19 protein-coding genes and 2 pseudogenes are annotated in these 25,209 nt (G+C 61.9%); 8 read left to right on the top strand and 13 right to left on the bottom strand.

Annotation, left to right across the window (positions count from 1 at the left end; translation table 11 throughout):
- Positions 1-9: 9 nt before the first annotated feature.
- From P3T23_RS14905 to P3T23_RS14895, 3 genes are all read right to left on the bottom strand, one after another.
- Positions 10-1,398 carry a FecR domain-containing protein gene (locus tag P3T23_RS14905; protein WP_429316932.1) on the bottom strand — a complete coding sequence of 463 codons (1,389 nt, stop codon included), beginning with the start codon at positions 1,396-1,398 and terminating at the stop codon, positions 10-12.
- Positions 1,399-1,442: 44 nt separating this feature from the next.
- Complete coding sequence (locus tag P3T23_RS14900; RefSeq protein WP_429316931.1) at positions 1,443-2,159, bottom strand: response regulator transcription factor; 717 nt, start codon at positions 2,157-2,159, stop codon at positions 1,443-1,445.
- 930 nt (positions 2,160-3,089) lie between these two features.
- On the bottom strand, positions 3,090-3,893 hold the full coding sequence (locus P3T23_RS14895) for a DeoR/GlpR family DNA-binding transcription regulator (protein WP_429316930.1): 804 nt from the start codon (positions 3,891-3,893) through the stop codon (positions 3,090-3,092).
- Between the two features lie 351 nt (positions 3,894-4,244).
- Here P3T23_RS14895 and P3T23_RS14890 point away from each other — a divergent pair, with 351 nt between their 5' ends.
- The gene (locus tag P3T23_RS14890) at positions 4,245-6,740 is read left to right on the top strand and encodes a GcvT family protein (protein ID WP_429316929.1); all 2,496 of its coding nucleotides are present in this window, start codon (positions 4,245-4,247) and stop codon (positions 6,738-6,740) included.
- Positions 6,741-6,794: 54 nt separating this feature from the next.
- On the opposite strand, the gene P3T23_RS14885 is transcribed toward P3T23_RS14890, so the two are convergent.
- Positions 6,795-7,715, bottom strand: coding sequence for a helix-turn-helix domain-containing protein (locus P3T23_RS14885; protein ID WP_429316928.1), 921 nt, complete (start codon positions 7,713-7,715; stop codon positions 6,795-6,797).
- A gap of 194 nt (positions 7,716-7,909) precedes the next feature.
- Between P3T23_RS14885 and P3T23_RS14880 the strand changes: the two genes are divergently transcribed.
- A complete protein-coding gene (locus P3T23_RS14880; protein WP_429316927.1) occupies positions 7,910-8,806 on the top strand; it encodes an NAD(P)H-binding protein in 897 nt (298 codons plus the stop codon).
- A 256-nt stretch (positions 8,807-9,062) separates the two neighbouring features.
- Here P3T23_RS14880 and P3T23_RS14875 read toward each other — a convergent pair.
- The 3 genes and pseudogenes from P3T23_RS14875 to P3T23_RS14865 form a co-directional block, all read right to left on the bottom strand.
- Positions 9,063-10,637 (bottom strand): annotated as a pseudogene (locus P3T23_RS14875) (S10 family peptidase); the annotation flags it as partial.
- A 479-nt stretch (positions 10,638-11,116) separates the two neighbouring features.
- The gene (locus tag P3T23_RS14870) at positions 11,117-12,763 is read right to left on the bottom strand and encodes a S53 family peptidase (RefSeq protein ID WP_429316926.1); all 1,647 of its coding nucleotides are present in this window, start codon (positions 12,761-12,763) and stop codon (positions 11,117-11,119) included.
- 755 nt (positions 12,764-13,518) lie between these two features.
- Positions 13,519-13,836, bottom strand: coding sequence for a hypothetical protein (locus P3T23_RS14865; protein ID WP_429316925.1), 318 nt, complete (start codon positions 13,834-13,836; stop codon positions 13,519-13,521).
- A gap of 1,555 nt (positions 13,837-15,391) precedes the next feature.
- On the opposite strand from P3T23_RS14865, the gene P3T23_RS14860 reads away from it, so the two are divergent.
- The 4 genes from P3T23_RS14860 (at position 15,392) to P3T23_RS14845 (ending at position 18,151) form a co-directional block, all read left to right on the top strand.
- Positions 15,392-16,087 carry a YfiR family protein gene (locus P3T23_RS14860; protein ID WP_429316924.1) on the top strand — a complete coding sequence of 232 codons (696 nt, stop codon included), beginning with the start codon at positions 15,392-15,394 and terminating at the stop codon, positions 16,085-16,087.
- Complete coding sequence (locus tag P3T23_RS14855) at positions 16,084-17,343, top strand: diguanylate cyclase domain-containing protein (protein ID WP_429316923.1); 1,260 nt, start codon at positions 16,084-16,086, stop codon at positions 17,341-17,343. Before P3T23_RS14860 ends, P3T23_RS14855 begins: the two co-directional genes overlap by 4 nt.
- An 87-nt stretch (positions 17,344-17,430) precedes the next feature.
- Positions 17,431-17,940: an OmpA family protein gene (locus P3T23_RS14850; protein WP_429316922.1), complete on the top strand. Its 510-nt coding sequence runs from the start codon at positions 17,431-17,433 to the stop codon at positions 17,938-17,940.
- Between the two features lie 4 nt (positions 17,941-17,944).
- On the top strand, positions 17,945-18,151 hold the full coding sequence (locus P3T23_RS14845; RefSeq protein WP_429316921.1) for a lipocalin-like domain-containing protein: 207 nt from the start codon (positions 17,945-17,947) through the stop codon (positions 18,149-18,151).
- 121 nt (positions 18,152-18,272) lie between these two features.
- Here P3T23_RS14845 and P3T23_RS14840 read toward each other — a convergent pair whose 3' ends face one another.
- Positions 18,273-19,493 (bottom strand): hypothetical protein, encoded by a 1,221-nt coding sequence (locus tag P3T23_RS14840; RefSeq protein WP_429316920.1) that lies wholly within the window; start codon positions 19,491-19,493, stop codon positions 18,273-18,275.
- A gap of 522 nt (positions 19,494-20,015) precedes the next feature.
- Complete coding sequence (locus tag P3T23_RS14835; protein WP_429316919.1) at positions 20,016-20,267, bottom strand: hypothetical protein; 252 nt, start codon at positions 20,265-20,267, stop codon at positions 20,016-20,018.
- Positions 20,268-20,673: 406 nt separating this feature from the next.
- Between P3T23_RS14835 and P3T23_RS14830 the strand changes: the two genes are divergently transcribed.
- Positions 20,674-21,099, top strand: coding sequence for a hypothetical protein (locus P3T23_RS14830; protein WP_429316918.1), 426 nt, complete (start codon positions 20,674-20,676; stop codon positions 21,097-21,099).
- Between the two features lie 181 nt (positions 21,100-21,280).
- On the opposite strand, the gene P3T23_RS14825 is transcribed toward P3T23_RS14830, so the two are convergent.
- The 4 genes and pseudogenes from P3T23_RS14825 to P3T23_RS14810 form a co-directional block, all read right to left on the bottom strand.
- Positions 21,281-22,177 (bottom strand): zinc-dependent alcohol dehydrogenase family protein, encoded by an 897-nt coding sequence (locus tag P3T23_RS14825; protein ID WP_429316917.1) that lies wholly within the window; start codon positions 22,175-22,177, stop codon positions 21,281-21,283.
- A gap of 195 nt (positions 22,178-22,372) precedes the next feature.
- Positions 22,373-23,104 carry an SDR family NAD(P)-dependent oxidoreductase gene (locus P3T23_RS14820; protein ID WP_429316916.1) on the bottom strand — a complete coding sequence of 244 codons (732 nt, stop codon included), beginning with the start codon at positions 23,102-23,104 and terminating at the stop codon, positions 22,373-22,375.
- A gap of 19 nt (positions 23,105-23,123) precedes the next feature.
- Positions 23,124-23,651 (bottom strand): annotated as a pseudogene (locus P3T23_RS14815) (NAD(P)-dependent oxidoreductase); the annotation flags it as partial.
- 177 nt (positions 23,652-23,828) lie between these two features.
- Positions 23,829-24,287, bottom strand: a complete 459-nt coding sequence (locus tag P3T23_RS14810) for a MaoC family dehydratase (protein WP_429316915.1) — start codon at positions 24,285-24,287, stop codon at positions 23,829-23,831.
- Between the two features lie 245 nt (positions 24,288-24,532).
- On the opposite strand from P3T23_RS14810, the gene P3T23_RS14805 reads away from it, so the two are divergent.
- The gene (locus P3T23_RS14805) at positions 24,533-25,078 is read left to right on the top strand and encodes a TetR/AcrR family transcriptional regulator (RefSeq protein ID WP_429316914.1); all 546 of its coding nucleotides are present in this window, start codon (positions 24,533-24,535) and stop codon (positions 25,076-25,078) included.
- Positions 25,079-25,209: the final 131 nt, after the last annotated feature.

The following is a 25,209-nucleotide window of genomic DNA, read 5'->3' as shown; positions in this document are numbered from 1 at the left end:
CTGTATGGATCAGTAGGCCAGCGTGAACGACCGGACCGCGCTGCCCGTCTCGTAGAACTTGCCATTGTCGAACTGCTCGGCGATCACGGTCCAGTAATAGACGCCGCGCGGCAGATCTTTCACGACCAGTTCGCCGCCCTCGAGATCGGTCCGGTCAATGAGCGGGTGGCTCAGATCGGCGGTGTCCGCCAGCACGAAGCGAAACCGCGTCGAGTCGGCCTGACGGCTCACGAACCAGCGGAATTCGTAGTCGCGGGTGCCGGTGCGCGGCGCGGCCGAAGCGGCCAGTCCGAACTGGCGCCGCTCGAAAGCGTACACCTGCGGCAGGCCTTCGAGCTCGTGACTGTCGATGGCGGACAGGCTGACGAAATAGCTGCCGTCGGGCAGATCGCCAAACGACGCATGCGGCTCTGTCACGCGCGTTTCGCGAATCAACGCAAGCAGGCCCGCATCGCGCGCAATCTGCACGCGCCAGGCGTGCGCCTCCGGCTGCGGGACGATGTCGAAGGCGACTTCTCTCGCGGCCTGAAGCTTCGCCGGATCGACGAGCGCCGGCGTGGGCAGCAGCGGGACGGGAGCACCGATTGCGCCCGAGTCCCGGGTCACGTTGCCATGGTGCGCCGTCACGAGTTGCGCCGAAGCCTGAAGCGGCACCCCAGGCGCGCGTGGAGCCCGGCTTGCAGCGTCGACGCCGACCGCCCCGTCGAGCACTTCGACGGTTGTCGTCGACGCCCCGTCGCGATCGTAACGCACGCGAAAGCTCGTGCCTCGCACGCCCGCCACCACTGACGGCGAACGGATCTGAAAGCGGTCGTCCTTCTTCGTGGCGTGCGTCACTTCGGTGCGGACTTCGCCCTCGCGCAGATCGAACACCCGGTCGGTTGCGCCGGTGAGAGCGGTCTGGCGCAGCGTGTCAATGCCGATCGTGCTGTCCTGCGGCACGCCGATGTGCGAGCCGTCTGCCAGTTCCAGCGTGACAAATCCGTTATGACCAGTGCGTACGCGGTCGCCTTCTGTCAGCATCGTGTCGACGCTGACTGGCGTGAATGGGCCATCGCGGAACGCGTGTTCGACGGGACCGCTGGTCGCGACGACGCGCGCCGTCAGATGATCCCGCCTCAGCAGTTCAACGGGCAGCAGCAATTTCACACCAGGCTGCAAACGGCGCGGCGTGGGCACATGGTTCAGCCGGCTCAAGGTCACCCAGTCCGAGGGATCGCGCAGATAGCGCCCTGCGATGTCGTAGAGCGTGTCGCCGCGCTTTGCGATGTACGGCGCCATGGCATTGGAGGTACGCGCCGGGTGCGTCTGCGCGAACGACGCTGAGGTCCACAAAGCGCCGAACGCCGCGGCAAGACACGGCGCCAGCAACGACACCGTGCGGCGCGCTTTTCGCATGGGCACTGGCGCCGGCGTGCGCGTTACCGCCACACCGGCACCCGTCATGCGTCACCCCGCTCGGGCGTCCCGGTGCTTTCCACCCGTTCAAGGCGATAGCCATAGCCGTATATCGGCGTCAGCCGATAACCATGTTCCGGACGCAGATTGAGCTTGGCGCGTAGCATCGACACGTGCGTGTCCATGGTACGTGACGGGATTTCGGTGACCTGCTTCCAGATCACATCGAGAATGTGAGTGCGCGACAGCGGTCGGCTCAGATGCTGGAACAGCAGCAGCGCAAGTTGGAATTCCTTTTGTGTCAGCGCAACGGCGTTGCCCTTCAGGAGCACCTGCTTCGCACTCAGATCGAAGTCGTAGTCTCCATAGACTTCGCGCGTGGAGGACGCACTGAACTGATAGGCGCGGCGCAGCAGCGAACCGATGCGCGCGAGCAGGACGCTGCCGGCGACCGGCTTGACGACGTAGTCGTCGGCTCCAAGGTTGAGTATCGACGTGATATCCGTTTCGCGGCTGCGGCTCGTCATGAACAGGATCGGAAGTCGCTCGGAAAGGCTCTGCCGGACCCAGCGCAAGACTTCCTCGCCCGACATGTCCGGCACGTTCCAGTCGAGCACGAGCAGATCGAACGTCTGCCGCCTCAACTGCCGCACCAGTTCGCGGCCTGAGGAAAACGCGTGGCAGATATGCCCTGCTCCCGATAATGTCTGACAGATAAAATCGGTTTGGGCCTGATCGTCATCCAGGACAGCAATTCTCATAAACCCCCGCAACGCAAACTCATTTTCGTAACTGGCTGGCCACGCTATCTATTCAATCATCCAGTACCCGATTGGCAACGGCATAAAGCACGCAGTTCCCATGGATATATCGCAGCAAACAGTCCGCTCTAAGGGCGGATACGCACACTTCCGGACGGGCATTTGATCATAATCGAAAAGCGCTACCCGACCGGAAATGAAGTCGATCTGTAATCTGATCCCCTTAGTCATGGCCGACAGGCTGGATTCGATCACACGGCCGCTGTTTTACCCCGTCTTTTGGCGCCGTCCATTTCCCGGCTGGCCAGCGAAGCGATCGCCGCCTGTTCTTGCGGCATCATCGCCACGCCTTTCCTGCCCTTCTTCGCTACCCTGCGCGGCCTGTCGACGCGAGAGTGCCGCGTCCAGATGGATTTGCACGTGGTTCCACGCCGCCGGAGCGTAGTCGGGCTGCGTCAGCGCCCACGCATTCAGTTTCTCAAAAGCGCCAACCGTGGCTGTGCGGGTGGTCGATACGCGCTGCTCCAGCGCCCGCCGGTCTCGACGCCATCGATGTCCGACTTTCTCACGAAAATTGACAATCGTGCGCCAGAGTATAAGGAGGGTGCGAGATTAAATCGTTTAAGAATTGTCAAATGGCGATCTGAACAAGCTAGCCGGGCGATGGGGTTTTGCACAGTTCTCCAGCCCCGCCAGACAGGCGATTGCTCCGCCGGCCCAAGCTGGGTGGATCGCGCTGGTTATCAAAGCCTCAGTGATTATCTTTTGATCATCTATCAGAAAGTACCGTCAGAAATCGTAAAGCGAGGACGTCAAAATCGTTAATCAATGTGAAAACCAATCAAGGTGGAAAGCCTCGCACAGCGTGCAATGTTTATTTGCGCTCCCGGGAATGTGCAGCGCGGCTCGGGCGACGGTGTTGGCCAGATTTCAGGCTGTCACGCCCACCGGCTCACGCGATCCGGCTTGCGCCGGCGCACCGACGCTCACTTTCAGGCCTGCCGCCGCAAACACCTGAGCAGGCGCCGGGGGCGGCGGCGCGTCCGTGATCAACTGGTCGATCTCGTCGGCATTGAAGGCGCGCACTAGCGCGCTGTGACCGAACTTGTTGTGATCGGCGGCTATCACGCGCTCTTCGGCCTGCGCGAAAGCAGCCTGCGCGAAAGCAGCGTCCCACGGCAGCGAATCCATGAAACGCCCCTGGTTGTCGATGGCTGTTACGGAGAGGATCGCGTATCGAACGTGAAACTGCCGGATGAACGTGAGCACGTTTTCCCCAAAGGCCGACGCGTCGTCGGGACGCAGTTCGCCGCCTGTCATGAACACGCGGTTCTCGTTGCGCGGCGCGAGCGTGCGGGCGATCTCGGCGGAGTTCGTCACGACCGTCAGGCGGGAGCGCGCACACAGCGCCTGCGCGATATGAACGCAAGTCGTGCCGCCGTCGAGGATCAGCGAGTCTCCGTCCTGCACCATCTCGCCGACGCGCGCCGCGATCATCTGCTTGCCCTCGCGGTTTTCCTGCATCCGGCGCTGGAATGGCGGCTCGTCGAGATGATCCGGCAGCATGATGCCGCCGTGGACCTTCACCAGCAGACCGTCGCCGATCAGCGGCTTGATGGTGCGACGAATGGTTTCGTCGGACACCGCAAAGATGTCGGCCAGCTCATTGATCGTGCAGGTCTGTTTTTCCCGCACGATGCGCATGATTTCAGCCTGCCGTTGCGTGGAGAACATAGTGGCAAAGTCCGGAATTATGGGGTCTGAGGCAGTCTAGCAAAGGCGCAAGGTCTCTGGAAACACAATTCAACGTAAATCCACTCAAATCAACGTTCGTGGTGTGGCACTGTGTTGATCGACAGGCGATCGAGATGATTTTTCGCGCTCTCGCGCCCGACTCTCAAGGTTTTTACCGGCTTACGGCTACCCTTGATCAGCGATCGGAGCAGCTTGCTCCGCCTTGCAGTGCCTGCTCCCGGCTAGCGTAATCCTGGCCCCCGCATCCTCTATTTCTCGCGCCGATGTTGCATTTTGTGTCGGTTGGTTGCAATCTACACACATTTCCATATGCTTCAACGTATTTAAGACATGGATCAACATAAGTCCACGAATATTCCTGGGCATGCGCGCGTGGTGATCGTCGGTGGCGGCATCGTCGGCTGTTCGGTGGCGTATCACCTGACCCGTATGGGCTGGACCGACGTCGTGCTGCTCGAGCAGGGGCAACTGTCGTGCGGCACGACCTGGCACGCGGCCGGTCTCGTCGGCCAGCTGCGCGCGCAGGAGAGCATGACAAAGCTGATCCGCTACTCGACCGCGCTCTATGCCGAACTCGAAGCCGACACCGGCCTCGCCACGGGCTGGAAACAGTGTGGATCACTGTCGGTCGCGCGCACGGCCGAGCGTATGACCCAGTTGAAACGCACCGCGGCTGTTGCGCGTGCGTACGGCGTCGCGTGCGACGTGATCGGCCCGATCGAAGCCGGCGAGTTGTGGCCGGTCATGCGCACGGACGACCTGCTCGGCGCCGTATGGCTCCCCGGCGACGGCAAGGCCAACCCGACCGACCTGACCCAGGCGCTGGCACGCGGCGCAAGAACGCACGGTGCGCACATCGTCGAGAACACGCGCGTGACCGCTGTCCACACCAGACAGGCTGCCGCCGGTGGCCGCGAAGTCAGCGGCCTCGCATGGCGCAACAAGGACGGCGACGAGGGCGCGATCGATGCGGAAATCGTCGTCAACTGCGCGGGCCAGTGGGCGAAAGCGATCGGCCGCCTGTGCGGCGTCACGGTGCCGCTGCATTCCGCCGAGCACTACTACATCGTGACTGAGCGGATTGCAGGCGTACATCCCGACCTGCCGGTGATGCGCGACCCCGATGGATACATCTACTTCAAGGAAGAAGTGGGCGGGCTCGTGATGGGCGGTTTCGAGCCGAATGCGAAGCCGTGGGGAATGGACGGCATTCCGGAAAACTTTGAATTCCAGCTGCTACCCGACGACTGGGATCAATTCCAGATCCTGATGGAGAACGCGCTGCAACGGGTGCCCGCGCTCGAGACCGCGCAGGTCAGGCAGTTCTACAACGGGCCGGAGTCGTTCACGCCCGACAACAATTTCATACTCGGTGAAGCCCCCGAACTGCGTCACTTTTTTGTCGGCGCCGGCTTCAATTCGATGGGCATCGCGTCGGCCGGCGGCGCAGGCATGGCGCTTGCCGAATGGATCGTCGCCGGAGAGCCGACGATGGACCTGTGGCCCGTCGATATCCGCCGCTTCGCGCGTTTCAATGGCAACGACACCTGGCTGCACGATCGCGTCAAGGAAACGCTCGGCTTGCACTACGCCATGCCATGGCCGAATCGCGAGCTGGACACCGCCCGGCCGTTCCGGCGCTCGCCCCTCTATTCGCAACTGAAGGACGACGGCGCATGCTTCGGCAGCAAGATGGGCTGGGAGCGCGCAAATTTCTTCGCGCCCTCGCCTGCCGAGGCGCGCGTCGACTACGCATTCGGCCAGCAGAACTGGCTGCCCTGGAGCGGTGCCGAGCATCGCGCGTGTCGCGAAAGCGTGGCGCTCTTCGACATGACGTCGTTCTCCATATTCCTCGTGAAAGGACGCGACGCGGAGGCGGTCCTGCAAGGCATCGTCGCCAACGACGTGGCGGTGCCGCCGGGCACGACTGTCTACACCGGCATGTTCAACGGGCGGGGCGGCTATGAATCCGACTTCACGCTATGCCGACTCTCCGACGATCAATATCTGATCGTCACCGGCTCGGCGCAAACCACGCGCGATTTCGACACCATCGAAAAGCTGATCCCCGTCGACAAACACTGCACGCTCGTCGACATCACCGGTCAGCATGCGGTGCTGGCTGTCATGGGGCCGCGTTCAAGGGCCTTGCTGCAGAGTGTGTCGAAAGCCGACTGGAGCAACGAGGCGTTCGCCTTCGGTCAAAGCCGCGAAGTCGACATCGGCTATGCGACGGTGCGCGCGACGCGTTTGACATACGTTGGCGAGCTCGGCTGGGAGCTGTACGTGCCCGTCGAATTCGCGGTCGGTGTGTATGAAACGCTGCACGCTGCCGGCGAATCCTTCGGCCTCGTCAACGCAGGCTACTACGCGATCGACTCCCTGCGCATCGAAAAAGGTTATCGCGCGTGGGGCCGCGAACTCACGCCGGACGTCAATCCCTTCGAAGCCGGGCTCGAATTCGCCTGCAAGCTGAAGACGGACATGCCGTTCCGCGGCCGAGACGCGCTGCTGACTCTGCGCGACGAGCCGGTTCGCCGCCGCATGGCGATCCTGACCGCCGACGGCGCCAGCGACCGGATGCTCTGGGGCGGCGAAGCGATCCTGCGCAATGGCGTGCCCGTGGGCTTCGTCAGTTCGGCCGCATTCGGCCATACATTGGGCTGTCCTGTTGCGATGGGCTACATCAATAATCCGGACGGCGCCGCCGATGTGGACTATCTGACAGGCGGCAGATACGCAATCGACGTCGCTGGTGAACTGCTGCCGGCTACCGTTCATCTGAAGGCGCCCTACGATCCTCGCTCCGAGCGCGTCAAAAGCTGAGCGGAGAGGAAGCGCGCGTAGCGCTTTAAGGCAAACGCCTGCTTGCCCCGTTGACTAATCCTTGCCTGCCGGGAGGATCCGATCGTCATCGAGGCCATCGCGTCGCTTTTTCGCTATCTCGCGCGGCGTTGCGCCGAGCAGCCGCTGCACCCAGTGCGCCATGTGACTCTGATGCGCAAAGCCCGCTTCAAGCGCGATCTGCGTCACGCTCAAACGGCCCTGCAATAACAGGGCTTTCGCGCGCTCGACCCTGCGGTGGATCACGTACTGATGGACCGGCATGCCGAGCGTCTCGCGAAACAACACCTTGAAGTGCGGCACGCTGAGGTCGACCAGCGCAGCCAGTTCGGCGAGCGTCAGGCGTTTGTCGAGATTGCTTTCGATGAAGTCGATGACACGCGCCGCCGCGTTGGGGGCGAGCGAGCGCCGGCGGTTGTCGGGTTCGGGCGCCCCTTCCAGCAGCCTCACGACCACTGCCGTGCACAGACTCTCCGCATAGAGCGCATCCGATGCTTCCTCGGCTTCGAGTTCGGCGCGCAGCGCCCAGGCGAGATGCTGCAGACGCCGGTCACGAAGCTGGAACTGTGGCCTGATGTGCGCACGCTCAGGATTCAGGCCCAGTTGCCCGGCGGTCGTGCGTGCGAATTCATCGCTGATCCAGATGCGCAGAATCGTGCAGTCCGACTCGTCGGTCCATACGCCGTCAAGGCCAGCGGGGATGACGTCGGCGTCGCCCTGCGCCTGAATGCGGGCGACCCGGCGCCCATTGCACAGGCATCGTGCCTTGACGGGCGTACCGACGTGTACGCCTATCCTGTGATGCGTGGTCGCAGGAATCCGGTGCTCGCCCGCCGGAATGCCCACCATTTCGACGCCGAAACCCTGCCAGCCGAGCGCCGCGCTGGAACGCAGGCTGACTGTGCGACCCGCTTGCGGTGTGAGATTCGACGTGAGATGCGGCGTCGCGAGTTGCATGACATCTCCTTTCCGGAAGTCCACTCTTTGTGCGTGCATTGTGATGCGTTTCAGGCCAGTCTGCTTGCCCCCGATGTCGCGTCACATCGCCGAGATGAAAATCATCCGAATCTGCTCAAATTGATCCGCACCCGCGCGTCTCGCCTGCAACACGCTCCTATGATGCCCTCAAGCCACCAGACAAGGAGCGGTTCATGTACGTCATATTCGGAGCATCCGGTAAGGCAGGACAAGTCGCCGTAAAACGTCTTCGCGATGCGGGCCAGTCCGTGCGCGCAGTCGTGCGGACTGTGGACCAGGGTCGAACGTTCGCCGCGTCGGGATGTGAAGTGGTGGTTGCGGACCTGCTGGATCGCGACTCCGTCGCGAGAGCCATCCAGGGCGCGCAGGCAGTACAGATGCTGTGCCCCGTGCCGTCGGCTCATCCGGATCCCGAACGCGGGATGCGTGACATGATCGACGTTGCTGCCGACGCGTTGAGTGCAAATCCGCCCCGGCACGTGCTTGCGATATCGGATTACGGAGCTGAACTCGACGCCGGTACCGGCATCACGCAACTCTTCCATTATCTCGAGGAACGGCTGAAACGCGCCGTGCCGCATCTGACGCTGCTCCGCTCGGCCGAGCACATGCAGAACTGGGCGCGCGTGTTCCCGGTTGCGCTCTCGACAGGCGTGCTGCCGAGTTTTCACCACCCGCTGACCAAACAATTCCCGACGGTGTCGGCGCATAACGTCGGCGACGCGTGCGCGGCGCTGCTGCTCGAAGGCGCGCCGGATTCGGAAGTGCGCGTCGTCAGCATTGAAGGACCCGGGCGGCCTTGCGCCCTCGATGTGGCACGCTCGCTTGGCGAAGCGGCAGGCCGGGAGATCGTCGCGCATGAATTGCCGCGCGATCGGTGGACATCGACGCTGCTGCGCACGGGCTTGAGCGAGCTTCACGCGCGACTGATTACGGACCTCTACGACTCGCACAACGCGGGCCATATCGACGTCGAAACGAACGCCACCGAACGACGTTTCGGAACGACGTCACTGACGGAAGTATTCGCGACCATCCTCGCGCAAAACGCCTCTGCGGCGGCGCGATAACACTGTCACCGGACGGGTGCGGTTCGCGTGGCTCGGGGTGCGAAAGACGCTCAAACACTCTCATCGCCAAACAGAAGTCTCTGAGGCAGGTTGGCGACCGGAAGTGCCTGGCCGCCCGTCGCGCCCGGCGCATGGTTGAGCTGCCAGACACGGTCGAAAACACTTCCCGGCGTTCGCTGCGATCCGTGTTCTGCCAGGCGGCGCCACCTGTGGCAAAGCCGGAGCGTCCCTCCGGCTTCGCCACGAGCAGTATCTGCTACGTCCTGGATCCCGTGGCCGGCCTTTTCTTCGCCTGCAGGACGCGCACCCGAGCCATGGCCGCCTGGTCGGATGTCGTGCTGTCGTAAAGCGACGCAAGGTCGGATTTCAGCGCGGTGCGCGAATCGCCGTCGAGGTAGATCATATGACCCGACGGGTAATATTTGACGGTCAGATTCTTGCGCACCGTAGCGTCCTGCAGCGGCATGTTCTGCAAGTCCATCGTAGTCTGATAGAAAGGCGTGACCGCATCGTAATAACCATTCGCCGACAGAACCTTCAGATCGACGTTCAGCGCCATCGTCGCCGCGAGATCGCCAGCGGTGTACAGCACGATGTTGCCGTTCACGTCCTTCCCCTTCTGGGCACCCGTCGGGTCGATGTGACCAAAGTCCCAGTTTGCAAACGCCTGATCGTTCAAGTCCGTGAAGGGCGACACCGACGTGAACTTGAGTGTGTCGTTGAGATAGGTGTTCCACATGGCTGTGTACACGCCGCTGACCGCGGTCATCGTTGGGTCGTTGCCGCCCGAATTTGGATTGATCACGGCAGCGATGCCCGTCCCTACGCCGGTGACCCGGCCGTCATAAGCTCCAAGCTCAAGACCTTGCGCCTGCAACAGGGTCGTAAGGAATGCCGTATTGCCGATCGCATTGGGTGCTGCCACATTCAGGCTCCAGCTATCGAGCACCACCGGAGGGATACCGATGAAATCGCTGAGCTTCTGCACAGTCGCAGCATCGGGATTCGGAAACGCCGCCAGGGCAGCCGCGTACGGTGTCAGCGCAAACGGAATCACGGTCTGCGTATACGACGGCAGGTTGGCAGGGGCCGGCGTGACGTTGATCTTCTGGTGATACCAGGCGTCGGCGGCACAGGTTGGCAACAGCCCGATGGGATTTCCGGCCTGTGAATAGTCGAGAATCGACGACTGCAGCGTGACGCCGTTCAGGTCGATGCCGGCTTCATGCAGCAACCAGGCGAGCACGCACGAGCGGGCGGTGCCGTACGATTCCCCGAACAGGAATTTGGGCGAATTCCAGCGATCGTATACGGTCAGGAAACGCTCGATGAATTGCCGCAACGAGCCTGCGTCTTCGTCGACGCCCCAGAAATCCTTGTTCCTGTTCGGTGCGATCGCGGCGGAATAACCGGTGCCGACCGGGTTAATGAACACGAGGTCGCTTCTGTCCAGCAGACTGTCCGGGTTAGGCTCCATCGTGTAGGGCGCAGCCGGCGTGAATTTCGGCATCTCCGTCTTGATGCGTTGCGGCGCGAACGAGCCCAGCAGGAGAAAAACCGACGACGAACCGGGTCCGCCGTTATAGAAGAACGTGACCGGCCGGGTGTTGTGGTCGGCGCCGTCAGCCGTGAACGCCACGTAGAAGATCTTGGCCGCGGGTTGCGCACTACTCGGATCGCGCGTGACAAGATGGCCGGCCGTCGCTGTGTAGTCGATCGCCTTCCCGCTCAGGACGATCTGATGGTGTGTGATCGCCGCCTGCTCCGTGCTATCGGTGATCGAATCGTTGGGACCGTTGCCGTAGGCAATGGGATCGGCATAGGGCTGGTCGGGTTGAATAGCAGTTGCAGCTGTTGACATTTGTCGTTACCTCGCAGAGTTCTGAACCGATGAAGCCAGGTCGCGTCATGGGTTCACATCGCCTTCATTTGATCCGCCGTGTCGACGGCAGGACCGAGGCGCATCAGATCACGCCACCGCGTGAAAAACCGTCAGGACATGCGCGAAAACCAGCCCACTGCCCTAGGGCCTGTTCACGCTAATAACGGGCTTGCGAACGTGCCTTTCCGCCCGCAGTGCAAGGAGGAAGGAGCGCCGTTTGGCCGAGCCAAACAAGCGACGCCCGACGCCGCAATGCGGGCGGAAAGGCACGTTCCCCTGATTAAAAAAACCTTCGCGGGGCTGGCCGCCAGAAGGGCCGATCGCCGCGTCATGCTCCTCGCGAATACATCCAGTATTCGCTTCGTCCCAATCCTTGCGCTCGGCCCTTCTGGCGGCCAGCGCAAGCCCGTTATTAGCGTGAACAGGCCCTAAGCCCTTGTCAATGCAGCGAGCAAGGCTTTGCCGTCCGGTACGCCCCAACCCGTCACTGCGTCATATCCTGGGCCGGCTGAATATCCCTTGCCAGGTCTTGGATGAGAAGCGTTCTGGCCGCTGGTAATGTCCCGGCACACTGCCTGCCCTTGTGGCTGGCCATCGGCGTCTTGCGCATACAGCATAGGGGTGATGAAACGCTGTCGTTTGCCGGCGGGCAGCGCAGCATTGACCCGGGCAATCAACGAAGCCCACAGGGGCGCCGAGGCGCTCGTCCCACCGTTTGGCGACGATTGTCCGTCGAGAATCAGATCGTAGAGCGGAGGGCCGGCGAGTGCCGCGACATCTGGCACGACGCGGCCGTCGATACCACCCCGGTTGAGCGAAGAAACGCTCACGCTCTGCCATGCAGGCCGCGCAAACAAGGTGCTGACGCCGCCACCAGTCGCGCCTCCCCCTTTCGTGGTTCGCCTTCCCGGTGACTCCCACCACACAACTTCTGAAGCGGCGCTGCCAGTCAGCATCGTGCCCCCAATGCCGAGCACATAGGGACTCGATGCCGGGAATTCCACGTGGGCCTGGGTCCCGCTCATGTCTGCCCCCGAGCCATCGTCTCCGGCCGAGACGCACACCGTAATGCCCTGCAGAGCTGCCGCCTGCAGTCCATTGTTGATTGCCTTGAGGGCCGCTGCGGACCAGTCCGGCGAGTCCTCGGCAAGGCCATAGCTGATCGAGAGGCTCACCGGCGTGGCAGGCTGACCTGACGCCACCTGGGTTAACAGATCAACCCAGCCTTTCTGATCGAAGCTGGCAAAGTAGACGTAGACGGTCGCATTTGTGCACAACGCCGCGACAATTTCCACGTCCATCATGACTTCGCCCGTCTCGTCCAACACTTCGTTGCCCACGTTCGCTGGCAGGCTGTGAAGTTGCGCGGCAGTCAGCGGCGCAAGGTCGACAGATACGATCTCGATGTTCGGTAGCGCCCTGCCCTGCGCAGCGCAGAATGCACTGACATCGTCAGGAAGATAGGCCGGTGCGAGAAAGGAACCCGACTGAAGCGGAGCACCGAATTCCGCGATGGCAACGCTCTGGCCAGCGCAATCGCCCGGCGGAAAGTTGTATAGAACTTCCAGCTCCGCTGGCGTGAGTGGCTTTCCGATGGACTCCGCCTGTTGCGCAGATCGACGACGCGCCACCCGGCGCTGGTCCAAACCAAACACACCGGTCACGATCCCGGCTAGCTCCGCGGGTACCTTCAGCGTTCCCTCGCGGCCGCGAAATTCGCCCTGCTCGGCGTTGTGATAAATCCCGAGGCCCGGATGGAATGCTGCCTCCATTGCAGCTGCTGTTCCGCTCATCCTGAGGCTGCGGCGGTCCGGGGCCAGTTCCTCTGTCGTCAGTCCGTATCCTCGCAGCACTGTCTCAACCGCGTGAACATCCCCGGATGCCGCACCATAACGTTGTGCGAATTCCTCCGGAGTCAATGCCGGTCCCGACGCCGCCGTAACATCCGGCAATGCCGGAGCCTTCAACGTGATAGTGACTTCGATGTGCGCGTGCGGGTCGACATCGCGCATTCGCCGCGCGTCGCTCTTCGACGGGCGACGACTGCCGGGTAACTCGACATGGGTTTCAGTCATTTCGGCACCTCCAGTTCCAATGCATCATGCCTGGGTTACCTCCCCCCGCACATGTAAGAATCTTCCTGACCCATGCGAAGTGAACCAATGAACGCTCAATTCATATGGTTCGTTATGCTTATTTAGTTGTGTTATTGAAGGAATTGGGACCCTTCTCCATGTGCCGGCACCAAACCATCGAAACGAGTCGCCATTGTTAGCGCTCGCGCCTGCGTTGATCCTGACAGGGTGGCGAGCATCGCAGCAACCAGCGCCCCCTCAGCGATTGTGGTCCAACCTGCCTTGTGGATAAGCACGGGCAGTTCTTCAAACTCCGCGCTGAATTGCGAGCGCGCTACTTACCTAAGACGATCCCGGACCGATGTGTTTTCAACCTGTGTGCCGTGCCGAGGAGACGCTCCGCCACGTTTTAATAACGTGGTTGGCATGCGCATTTCAGCACTCAGGTTAAAGGCCGGGAAATCGCGCCTGCCTGTCGGCGAGGAAAAAGAATGTGCGGAGTTTGAGCAGGAATCAGGAGATGATCGCGTAGCGGCGGAATTCGCCCCTACGCCTTGCCAGGCGTCTTCCTTGAGCGGTCATGGACGTGACCTGTTCGGGTTCGGAGCGCGAGGCCCTGACTGTTCTGTCGCACGGCCGTCGTGCTGGTCGTCGGCTGCGTCCACGTCGAAGGGAACGGTGTCCCTGAATGGCTCACGTTACGATCTGGACGCGCCAGGCGAATCTCCGTGCCCGTTGCAGGCCCCGTCAGGAATTCAACGCCTGGGTCCCCTCATCCCCTCGGCTTCCATGGCGGCATTGCGCTCCTCGCTGGCCTCAATGGGGTCCATGGCCTCGTCTATGGAAGCCGACGCGCGCTCTGTGGCCGCTATCGCTTCGTCGACCGTGGCACTGGGTTCACCGTCGTCGTTGCCCGGTGGCTCCAGCATGTCACGAAGCATGGCCGCCAGTTCAGGCGTGTCCCAGGGCAGGCCTCGCTGCTTTTGCCTCTTTATGTAGTGTCTGACTTCTGCGTCTTGCTCCGGAGGCAAGGGAAGACCGCGAAAGGTGCTTCGAGGGTCTATGTTTCTCATGGCGCTACTCCGGGATTTGTCCCATCCCCAGTGTAGTCCTGTTGTGGTCCAGGAGCCTCAACTATTGGGACTTTGCGCTGCATGGCACTACCGCCGATGCGTCAATAGCGGCAGCCGACAGCGCCCCGTATGCCGCCAGATGCGGCAGCCGCAACCTGGTTCGGATCGATACCAGGCGACCGGCATCGAGACCGCCCAGGCGAAAGCGTGGGTTGCCTGCAATCGGGCAGTCAAAGCCGTCAATATGACGCTGATATCTCCCACCTGACCCGACTCACCTTCTCTCTGATCAGTCGCTAAACTGTGTCAAATTGCGCGCGACGCTACAGGAATTCCGTCAGAAACACCTGGCGTAACTGCGGACTTTGTTATTCAGCGTTTACCCTAAAAACCCTTGCTGGAATCGCCGTAGTCGACGCTGGGCTTGCGAACCGGACACTGACTCACGGTAATCGCCAGTTTTCGCACGAAAAGTACGACTACCCCGGGACGCCGTCCGGATGCGCGCGTACGAGATTGGCTCAACAATCTGGCCGAAGGCGGGGCCATGCGGGGGGTGGGCAAGTCAACACGATGACGTCGCCGACGTTACTTGCGGTGGACTACACTCGTCTACACGTATATGCGCGTAATGGCCTGCCGCTGCGCACCCGTATGCCCGGACTGGCACCACGGGGCAAATTCTGATGCATGCCGTCGGCTGCGGGTCCATTGCCACGCAGAGCGTTGGCCGAATCCGTACGACACATGCACCCCGTACCGCCCGGCTCGGCAGTTCTCGTCCATCAAACGGGAAGCGGGCGCCGTGCCGTGCGATCGTGTACACCGGCGAAAAGCGGGCGCCTGCCTGTGCGAAGCCTGCCCACCTTTCTCGTATTTGGAGCTCGATACAATGAACCCCGAAGCCTATCAACCGTGTATCGATGCATGCGACGCGTGTGCCGCCGCCTGCGCCCGCTGCGCATCCGCATGCCTTGAAGAGCCCGGCGTCGCGGCCTTGGCAAAATGCATTCGGCTCAACATCGATTGCGCGTCACTATGCCGGCTTACGTCGGCCGCGCTGGCGCGGCAGAGCCGTTTCGCCCCTGAGTTTTGTGCGCTTTGCGCGCGGATCTGCGACGAGTGTGCGGACGAATGCGCAGGTCATGCACCCGAGCACTGCGGTGCATGCAGCGATGCGTGCCGGATGTGCGCGGAGGCGTGCCGAACAATCTGATGACCCGTACGCTTCGATCGCTGATTCGACCCGCCAGCCTGCTTTCAAGGTGGGTAGCAACAGGCAGCGTGTCGGACCTCAAGCCGTCGCCACTGTTGTCGCCGATGCAAGGCTGACCAATATGCCGAAATTCGGCTGATCACCGGGCGTGGACCTCGATTCGTTGCGGCGTGAATCCTGTGTGATCGGGAAGGCCGTCAACCTTCTCCCCAAAGTGCTGGCGGGTGTTTCCCACTGGTTGATCGCGCGACTTTGTGCGTAAGATTACCGTTCCGTGCGCTTGCGAATGACGGCAGGCAGGAGGCAGCGCCAGGATCGACGCCAACGAGTGTTTTCATCATGCATGCGAGAGTGTGCTGGGCGGCTGCCCCTCGTGCGGCCGCAATGACGCCAGGGGGCGCGGCGACGATCGCGGCGCAGACGATGTTCGGTCGGCGTGGCTGGGCCGCGTTGCTTCGTCACGCCTTGCTCGCAGTGGCTTGCGCGCTGGCTACGGCACCGGCCGCGCACCCCGGGACACCCGCCAATGCAGCCGGTCCAGCCAGCGAGGCGCCCGCCAACACCACAAGCCGCGCCGATCCCACCATTTCGCCGCGCGACGCCGCCGTGCGTCAGGTCGTGCTGGGCATCATCAGTTTCACGCACTGGCCGACGCCGCCCGCGCGCCTGCGCCTGTGCGTGACGGGCCGGCCTGACTACGCGCATGGCCTGGTCGACACGCTGCAGGCTGGCTCGACGCCGCTCGACGCGCAGCGCATCGGCTTTGACGATCCCGCCATCGGTGCAGCCTGCGACGTCGTCTATTCCGGCAACCTGAGCGACGATGAGTGGCAGCAGGTCAGAGCCGCCGTGGCCGGCCACCCGGTCCTGACCATCGCGGAACACAACCCGTCCTGCACGACCGGCAGCATGTTCTGCCTCAATGTCGATGACGAACCCATCACGTTCGACATCAATCTCGACGCCGTGGCGCGCAGCGGCGTACGGGTTCAGCCGAATGTGCTCAAGCTCGCCCGGCGACCACTGACGCCATGAGACAGCCCGCGCCCCCCGTTTCACCTCCGCGCCCGACGCTGCAAAGCGTGTTGCGCCGCGCGCACCTGCGCCTGGCGTTCGTCGCCGTCGCGATGGCCGCCGTGTCACTGATCGTAGTCGCGGTGATCGCGCTACGTGCCTATGCCGGCAATAATCTGAACCTGCTGGCCCGCTCGCTCGGCTATACGGTCGAGGCGGCGCTGGTGTTCGGCGACCGCATCGCGGCGGCCGAGGCGATCGGGCTGATCGCCAACAAAGAGGATGTGGCCGAGGTCATCGTCACTGATGGCAAGGGCCTGCCGTTCGCGGCGTGGCAGTTGCCCGTCGACAGCGCGATCGCCAGACTCGAGCGGAAGGTCGCCGGCATTGCGCTGCCGGGACCCGTGACCACGTTGGTGCTGCATGACGGCATCGTCGTCGGTCGGGTCGAAGTGCGCGGACAGGGGCGCCAGTTCTTCGGCTTCCTGCTCGGTGGCATCGGCGGGATCCTGGCCGGCCTCGCCATCAGCGTGCTCGGCGCCTATGTGAGCTCGCAGCGCCTGCTGCGCAACATCATCGCGCCGCTGCGCGCGCTGGCCGGCGTCGCCCACGCGGTGCGGCGCGAGCGCGCGTTCGAGCAGCGGGTCGAGCCTGTAGCGATCGCGGAACTGAACCAGCTCGGCGACGACTTCAACGCCTTGCTCGATGAACTCGAAGAATGGCAAAACACCCTGCGCGAAGAAAATGCCTCGCTCGAATACCAGGCCAACCACGACGCCCTGACGGGCCTGCCCAACCGTGTACAGTTCGAGTCGCGCCTCGAGCGCGCCCTCTTCGGGGCCGCGCAGACGGGTCAGCGGGTTGCCGTGTTATATCTCGACTGTGACCGTTTCAAGGAGGTCAATGACTGTCTCGGCCATGAAGCAGGCGACGCAGTGCTGATCGGCATCGCTGCGCGGGTGCGCACGCAGTTGCCCGAGGCCGATCTGGTCGCGCGCCTGGGCGGCGACGAGTTCGCCGCGATGCTGGCGCCAATGCGCGAAGTGGCCAGCGCCGGCCGTATCGCCGAGGGCGTACTGGCCACCATGGCGCCGACAATCGCCTTGCCCGATGGCCGTACGGTGGCCATCACGATGAGCATCGGCGTTGCGGTGTATCCCGATCATGCGACCGACGCAATCGGTTTGATGCGCGTCGCCGATGCCGCGATGTACCGGGCCAAGCGCGCGCGGCCGGGCTCGTGGCAGTTTGCCGAAAGCGTCGCCGGACAGGCGTGACGCCAGAACCTGACGTAGCATCCGGGCCGTCGCAAGGGTGCGAAACAGCGCGCGCGCAGGGCGGGCGCACTCGAGGGGGATGCGATGATGAGACACTGGTTTCCAGCAGGCATTTCGCGGGTGGGCATTGGGAGCGCACTGCTCTTGTGTATGCTGCTCGGGGGCTGCCATACGCCGCCGCTTTACCGCGGTCTGACCCATACGCAGGTCGAGGCGCTCAGGTCGGAAGGATTCGACGAGACCGAGCAGGGCTTCGAGTTCGGCTCGAGCGAACCGATCCTGTTCGACTTCGACCGCTACGATCTCAAGCCTGACGTTCGCCGGACCGTCGAGCATATCGGCCACACGCTCGTGTCGGTGGGGCTTACCAGCGTGCGCGTCTACGGGTACACCGACTGGGTGGGCACGGAGGCCTACAACGTCCGGTTGTCGAAGCGCCGTGCCGAGACCGTGGCGAACGAACTGGTCGACACCGGGCTTCCTGCCGGTAGCGTCGACATCATCGGGAGAGGCAAGCTCGACCCGGTGGGCGACAATCGCACGGCCACCGGCCGGGCCCAGAACCGCCGCGCGGCGATCGTCATCTCGCCTCGTTGAGCCGATGTTCGCCTACGTCGGAACGTATGTAGTCGAATCCGATCGCGTTATCCACATTCTCGACGGTAGTTGGAATGAGCTTTGGACCGGCACGCGGCAGGTGCGTTTCCTGGCGTTTCGAGGCGACCGACTCATCTACACCACGCCGGAGACCGTCGACCCTATGGACGGGAAGCGCTGCACATACGAGGTCACGTTCTCTCGGGGCTAGACGAGGCTCTCGCGAACCATGAAGCTGGTATTCGCAACTCGGGTGATGGGCGAGTCGCGAACGTCTGCGAAGGCGGACGACGTGACGGGCAGGATCGGCGCGCGAAGGCCGCTTGCACGAGTTAACCGAACATTTGACTTACCGCTGATGCGATTTTGCCGAGATCTTCATTGTTGAACAAATCATCCAGCTTCTCCTCATGGGCTATTTTTTCCATGGCTTGAACGTCTTTTTCTCTTGAAAACGTGGTCTTAAAGGATTTTGGATTTTTGGCTCGGGCTATTTCGATGGCTTTGCCCATTGATGTCGGCATCTCGCTAATCGGAACGGGCAGCAGGTTCTTGGTCGTCCAGGCCCCGACACGTGCCTTGGTGACCTCCGGCGATCTCAGGGAATCGATGAAAACGACTTTCTGGCCCCAGATCCCCAATACATCCATACCTCCGCTTTTCATGCCGAGGTGGACGACATCACAGTCATAGAATGCCGTCATATAGTCGAAAAAACCGTTCTCCTGGAATCGTCCCATGATGCTGCTCTGGCGCTTCCAGAATTCACCGAGATTGAACACATGTTTCAATTGCCTGGTTTCGTGATTGAATCCATCACCAACGATAAGAATGGCCTTGATTGATGGAATCTTGAACTTGAGGTTCAGACAAAGCTGCTGGTTGCCAGATTCGGATGAGTCGTACTGAGGATTGGCACCGCCCAGTAGCCGTCCCGGCTTTGGCATTCCGGACGTGCGGCCCCACAGGCAGACAAATTTTTCGCGACCTTTCGAAATTCCGAACCTCTCGATATATTCCTGCATGAACGAAGTGCATATCGCAGTGTAGGCATCGTAATGAGTCGATGAGCCCCCGCGCACCAGGTCTGCCCAGACCGGTGTCAGCGGCTGTCCCTGGGTCATGCTTTGGACGGCGGTCTTTGCCCAGAAGGTTGCGTCGAAGGGTTCGCGCGCGTTCTCGACCGTCTTCATCAGCTCCGTCATCGCGGCGATCGCGCGGTTTTTGCTGATCGCGTCAGTGTGCAGCAGCGTGAAAGTGCCGTTCTGCCGCTCGCTGACGGAGCGAACGCTGAACTCGATGTCTTTGAGCAGCCCGCCCACACCGAAACCTTCCGCTTGCAGGACGAGGATGGAGAACGGCGTCACCGCATCGATGGAGAAATGGCGCACCGCTGCGGCATAGACGTGGCCAAAGTCGCCCGTCTGCCAGCTTCCGATGATGAAGATGGGGCCGTTCTTGACCAGCTTCAGGGCCGACTTCAACTCCGCGAGGATTGCAGCGTTGTCGTCCTTCTGGTTCAAAGCGAAGCGGATATGGATGTGAGTCAACATATCGGGTTCCTTATGAACGTGCAGGCCGCACTGTTCGACCGGACCGCCAGGTTAATCAAGTCCGGCCACTGCTTGCCGAGCCCACGCCGGGTCAACGCACGTGAGCAGCGTCTGGCATGCGTCGAACGCCATCCCGGCCCCCGGGCATGTCGGCCCCTGCAAAGGGTCGTATGCAATGCAAGCAGCCACCAGCCGAAAACCGCGTGGTGCCCCCATCTATAGAGAACGAACGAACCCCGTCCACTTTGAAACCTTTGCCATTCATTTTCGGCGTGATGGACGCCACCACCACGGTACACATGAATCGTTGACTCGTTTGGTGCGGGATTGGAGCTAAGCCAGATGGGTCCCGGTTTTTTAATTTCGGACGTACGGGATCAGTCCCGTTAATCTCCCAGACGATGCAGGTGTTCACGGGGTGCACCGGCCCTTCCCGGCTGCGCTACGTATTTAAATGCGTCTCTGTCGCCATGGCCAGGCCGACGCCGGACCCGGACCCACCTTGTGGCGTACGTCTTGCAATTAAAACGGTTCGTCGCCGCCCCACTCACAATCCGCCAGTGATCGCGAATGCGCCCGTGGGAGACGGCTGGCGGCTTCCAGTAACGAGTGGCCGCTTGGTGTCAGCGAAGGCCGTTGATGCCCTCCAGCGATCTGCTCCAGCAGAAGGAGCTGGCGCTCCAGCAGCGTGTCGACTTCGGTGCGATTCATATCGATCTGGTCCGGTGCACTGCGGACCAGCATGAGGGTGGCAAATTCGTGTGGACTTAGCATGTTCGTCTCCCAGTAACAATGAGGCCGCGACCAGGGGCACGGGGAAAACATCTTAAGGCGGCAAGATGACAGGCTGATGATGCACAGTGCCGTTTCGACAATTGACCGCCGGTCGGTTCGCACGACGGCGGGATGCGACGTCGCGACATATGGCCCTGGAATAAACCGGCGCATCCGGTCGTTTAACCAGCAGGCAACCATGTCCCCGGCGGGAAGCCTTGTCCCGCCGGGGCGCGAAGTTGCGCAAGCACACCGATGTGCTGGGCGACGCCGGTGACGCCGCGCGTCGAAACGTCGGGGATCCACGCGGAACCCCATCATGAACAGGTTATTTCGGATCGGGACGTTGCTCTTCTGTCTAGGCGCTTCTGCGCCTGCCCTCGCGCAAACATATGATGATTCAGATGTGCCGGGCAACTATGGCAATTGCCGCGCGGTGGTGGGGCAGGCGGAAATCGACGGCACGGCACAGCAGGTCGTCGGACGTGCGTGCCTGCAGCCTGACGGGACATGGCAGTTCGTGCAGAGCCCAGATGGCAACGTGATGTGGTATCCGGTAGCGACTTACCCGTACTCTGATCCGTGGTGGTGGGGACCACCGCTGTTTATCAGCTCTGGCATGAGCTTCATTTTTGTCGACAATTTCCACCGCTTTCACCGCTTTAATAAATTCCGTCAACTCGATCACAACCATTTCAGTGTTCACGTCGTGACGGGCTTCCGCCGCGCACCATTTCCCCCAGGAGGCATACACGGAGTCGGTGGGATGCAGCGCGGCTTCGGCGGCATGCGCGGGTCCGGTGGAGAGGCCGGCCAAATGCGACGGCGTTAGACTGTCCCCCTCTCTGTGGCCGATCATCAAAACGACGAGAGCACGCAGAGCGCAGATTTGACAGGGTATGTTCACATTTCCGCGTCGAATCCAGGCGAGCCGATCGACCCGACGATGTACAACGGCGCCGTGTTCGTGAGGGGCTAAGGCGACATCAACACGTTCGGTCTTTCGGTAGCGGTCAGGGCCTCGCACGCTGCACCTGGTCCCCAACTTTCAGAAGAACTTTTCCTCCTCGTGCCTGATGGGAGATTGCGGCGCCGATTTCCTCAAGCCGATATGTTTCGGCCACTGGAATCGCGACTTCGCCCGAGGCCACCATCTCTGCCGCCTGCATGATTGCGCCGGGAATCTGTGCAGCAAAGTCCGGATTACCGAGAGAAAAGCCACGAACGGTCAAGTCATTGAAGATGACATCGAACGGGCTAATCGTCATCGTCGCAAAGCTCTCGGCAGCGTACGACACGAGGGTACCGCGAGGCCCCAGCAGCCTGGCCAGGCGGCTGGTTGCCTCGCCGCTGACAGCATCCAGCGCAAGCTGCAGGCGCTTTTCGCCCAGCGCCCCGGCGATCTTTGCGGGCGCGTTATCGTCGTCCAGCAAGACCAGCTCGCATCCCGCTTCTCGCGCGGCACTCATTGCCTCGGCCCGGCGCACCAGTCCGAGCGTCCTGACACCTTTTCGCCTGGCGAAACTGATTATCCAGCGTGCTATGGCCGAGTTGGCTGCGTTGATTACAATCCAGTCATCCGACTGTAACTGTACGTACGTCTCGAGCAGCAGATGCGCGGTGGGCGGGTTGATGGTAAGCATTGCCAACTGCCGAGGGTCAGCACCGGCAGGAAGCGCGACCAGGCCGTCCGCGTTGACGACCATCCGCTCGCGCCAGGTAAAGCTGCCCATCGGAAGAGTCACGCGATCGCCGACCCTGACGTTGCTGACTCCGGCACCAATCTCCAGCACACGCCCCGCACCCTCGTTGCCGATCACCGATGGCAACTCGGGATGCAGCGGATACAAGCCCCGCGCGACGAGAATGTCGCTGAAGTTGACTGGGGCGTACTCGACCCCGACCAGCACCTGGCCCGCGCCCGGACTGGCGGGTTCTGGCAATTCACGGAATTCAAGTCCCGTTGCCGGGTCGCCATATGCGGTGAGCACAACACCTTTCATGATGAAACTCCTCTTTGATGGACGCCCAGGCAGGTACAGCGCCCGGGCATGCCTTACACGGCATCGGGTTGCGGAATGTCAGCCAAACGAATCAATCGACGCTCATATCTGCGCTCTGCCGCCATCCACGAAGAGTTCGATGCCCGTGACGAAACTCGAGTCATCCGAAGCGAGAAACAGGGCAGCTTTGGCAACTTCGTCGGCTTCCCCCATGCGTCCCATCGGGATGGTAGACAAGATTCTCGCTATCGCGTCTGGAGGCTGCTGATCAATGGCCGGTGTATCGATGGGGCCCGGGCTAAGGACGTTTGAACGGATGCGACGGTCCTTCAGCTCCACGGTCCATCCTCGCACGAAATTGCGGATAGCCGCTTTGGTCGCGCCGTATACCCAGAAGGCGGGTGTCCCTTTGGCGCTCGCGACGGAACCCGTGAGAATGATCGACCCGCCATCATTCAAGAGCGGCAGTGCCTTTTGGACGGTGAAGAGCATTCCCTTCACGTTGGTACTGAACAGTTTGTCGAAATGGGCTTCAGTGATGTTGCCCAAGGCGGCGAACTCAGCGATGCCGGCGTTGGCGAAGACGATGTCGATTCTTCGCCCTGTCGCGTTGACGTTCTCATAGAGACGATCAAGATCAGCCAGATTGGCGACGTCTCCCTGGATGCCGGTCACATTGTCTCCGATGGCCCTCACGGCTTCATCGAGCTCCTTCTGGCGACGGCCGGTGATGAAGACGTAGGCGCCCTCGGCGACGAAGAGCTTCGCCGCGGCGAAGCCTATCCCCGACGAGCCGCCAGTGATGACGGCCACCTTTCCCTGCAACTTATCCATAGCGATTGCTCCATTGACCTCATTTGCCGGAATCGGTTCTTGCCTCGAGTGCCTGGACGACGGCTGCGATGTCGGACTGTCCGTGCCCCAACGCCAGCGTCTCACCGAATAGCGCATGGCAGACATCCAATAGCGGCGACGCGACCCCGGCTTCCCTGGCCGCTTCCGCAATCAATCGATTGACCTTCAGCACATTGGTGATCGACCCCTGGACATCGAAGTCACGCATCACCAGCTTGAGCATTTTCACGCGTGAGATGTCGCTCGCCATCTGACCGGCGTCCACGATGGCGCGGAACTGCTGCATGTCCAGACCATGCCGCTCGGCAAAATGCGCCGCTTCCGCAAGGCCGGTGACCGTGGTCATCAGAAACAGGTTCACCGCGAGCTTCATGAGAAGCCCGCTCGGAACCGGGCCGCACACAATCGTCTGATGGCACATTGGCTCGAGCAGAGGGCGCACGCTTTCGACGGCCGCGTCTTCGCCCGCCAGCATCGCCACGAGCTGGCCAGCCTCGGCGGGCTTGCGCGAGCCCGAGACGGGCGCCATGGGCTGTCCCATGACACCTAAACCGATGAAACCGATGTCCATATTCACCCCTATCCCAAGGCGGTTGTCGCTTGTGGCGACACGGTCGGATTCGTTGCCGCGAACACGAGAAGCTGGTTTCGAATGCGACACTTCCCTGGCTCGTTCACGCCAGATTCGTCCCGCTTCGCGGTATCAACGCGAATGTTGATTCCGGCGCAGCACGACGAGGTTCACGACGTGCACCAGCACGGCCTCGCCGTCCTGGTTCAGGGTGGTCGTTCGGAGTTTGATCAGGCCCTGCTCCGGACGGGACTTTGACGGGCGCACCTCGAGCACCTCGCACTCGATGCGCAACTCGTCGTCGGGACGCACCGGCCGGGGCCAGCGGCACTCGTCGAGGCCAGCGCCGATGATGCCGCCGGCCGGCTTCAGTTCGCTCTCTGTCAGCAGCCGCATCGTCACGGCGGCTGTGTGCCAGCCGCTGGCGGCCAGTCCACCGAAAATCGAACCGCGCGCCGCCGCCTCATCGAGGTGGAAGGGCTGTGGATCGAATTCAGCAGCGAAAGCGAGGACCCGTTCTTTGTCGATGCGCAGCCGCCCTGAACCGAACATCTGCCCCACTGCGAAATCTTCCAGATAGCGCTCGCTCAACTGATTCATGATTCAGTCCCAGCCTTGCGCAATGGCTTCGCCATCGACGATGTCCTGCGCCAGCCTGAGAAGGTCTCTGCTTCTATCACCTGCATGGCTACTCTCCATAAAGTGACTAACCTGTAAGTAGCTTGAATATTACGAACAGGTCTGTTACTTTGTCAAGCGAGAAATCGGAATGAGAGGAACATGCAGTGATGGAGGCAAGAGCCCGACCCCGCCGGGGAGCCCCGCCGAAGGGCGAAGTGAGCGCGCGCGAGCGCATCCTCGCGACGGCAAGCGAATTGTTTTACCGCGAGGGCATCCGCGCCATCGGCGTTGACACGGTCGTCGAGCGATCCGGCGTGTCGAAGACGAGCCTCTATCGCCTGTTTGAATCCAAGGACGCCTTGATCGCCACCGTCGCTGTCGAACAGGATCGGTTGTTCTGGGCGTGGTGGAATCGCACGGAAGAACAGCACGCAGATGATCCGCGCGCCTTGCTGGACGCGCTGCTATCCGGCATCGCGAAGCGGATCGGGCACCCCGACTATCGCGGCTGTCCATTCCTGAACCTGGTGACGGAGTTTCCTGACGACAACCATCCTGGCCGGGTCATCGCCCGGAACAACAAGGAGGAAATGCGGGCAAGGCTCGCGACCATAGTGGCCAGGCTTGGCGCCAGTGATCCCGACCGTACCGCGTCTCAGATCGCGCTGCTCATCAACGGCGCGTACGTCACCGGCCTGATGACAGGAGCGGCTGATCTGAGGGGCGATCTCATCGATGCCGTCATGAAATTGTTGGTCTAGTGGATTGCCAACGTTGGGCGCATGTCAGCCGGTCTCAATCAGGTTGTCGATCGATGTTTGTTGTCTCCGTCACGTGACGGCTGCGACCGAGCCTGGAAGTTTCTTCCGACGCTCAGGCGGCGGTTCCGTGC

Source organism: Paraburkholderia sp. GAS448 (assembly GCF_050435685.1).
GTDB lineage: Bacteria > Pseudomonadota > Gammaproteobacteria > Burkholderiales > Burkholderiaceae > Paraburkholderia.
Note: the sequence above shows the minus strand (reverse complement) of the source record. Positions and strands in the feature narration are given on the sequence as shown.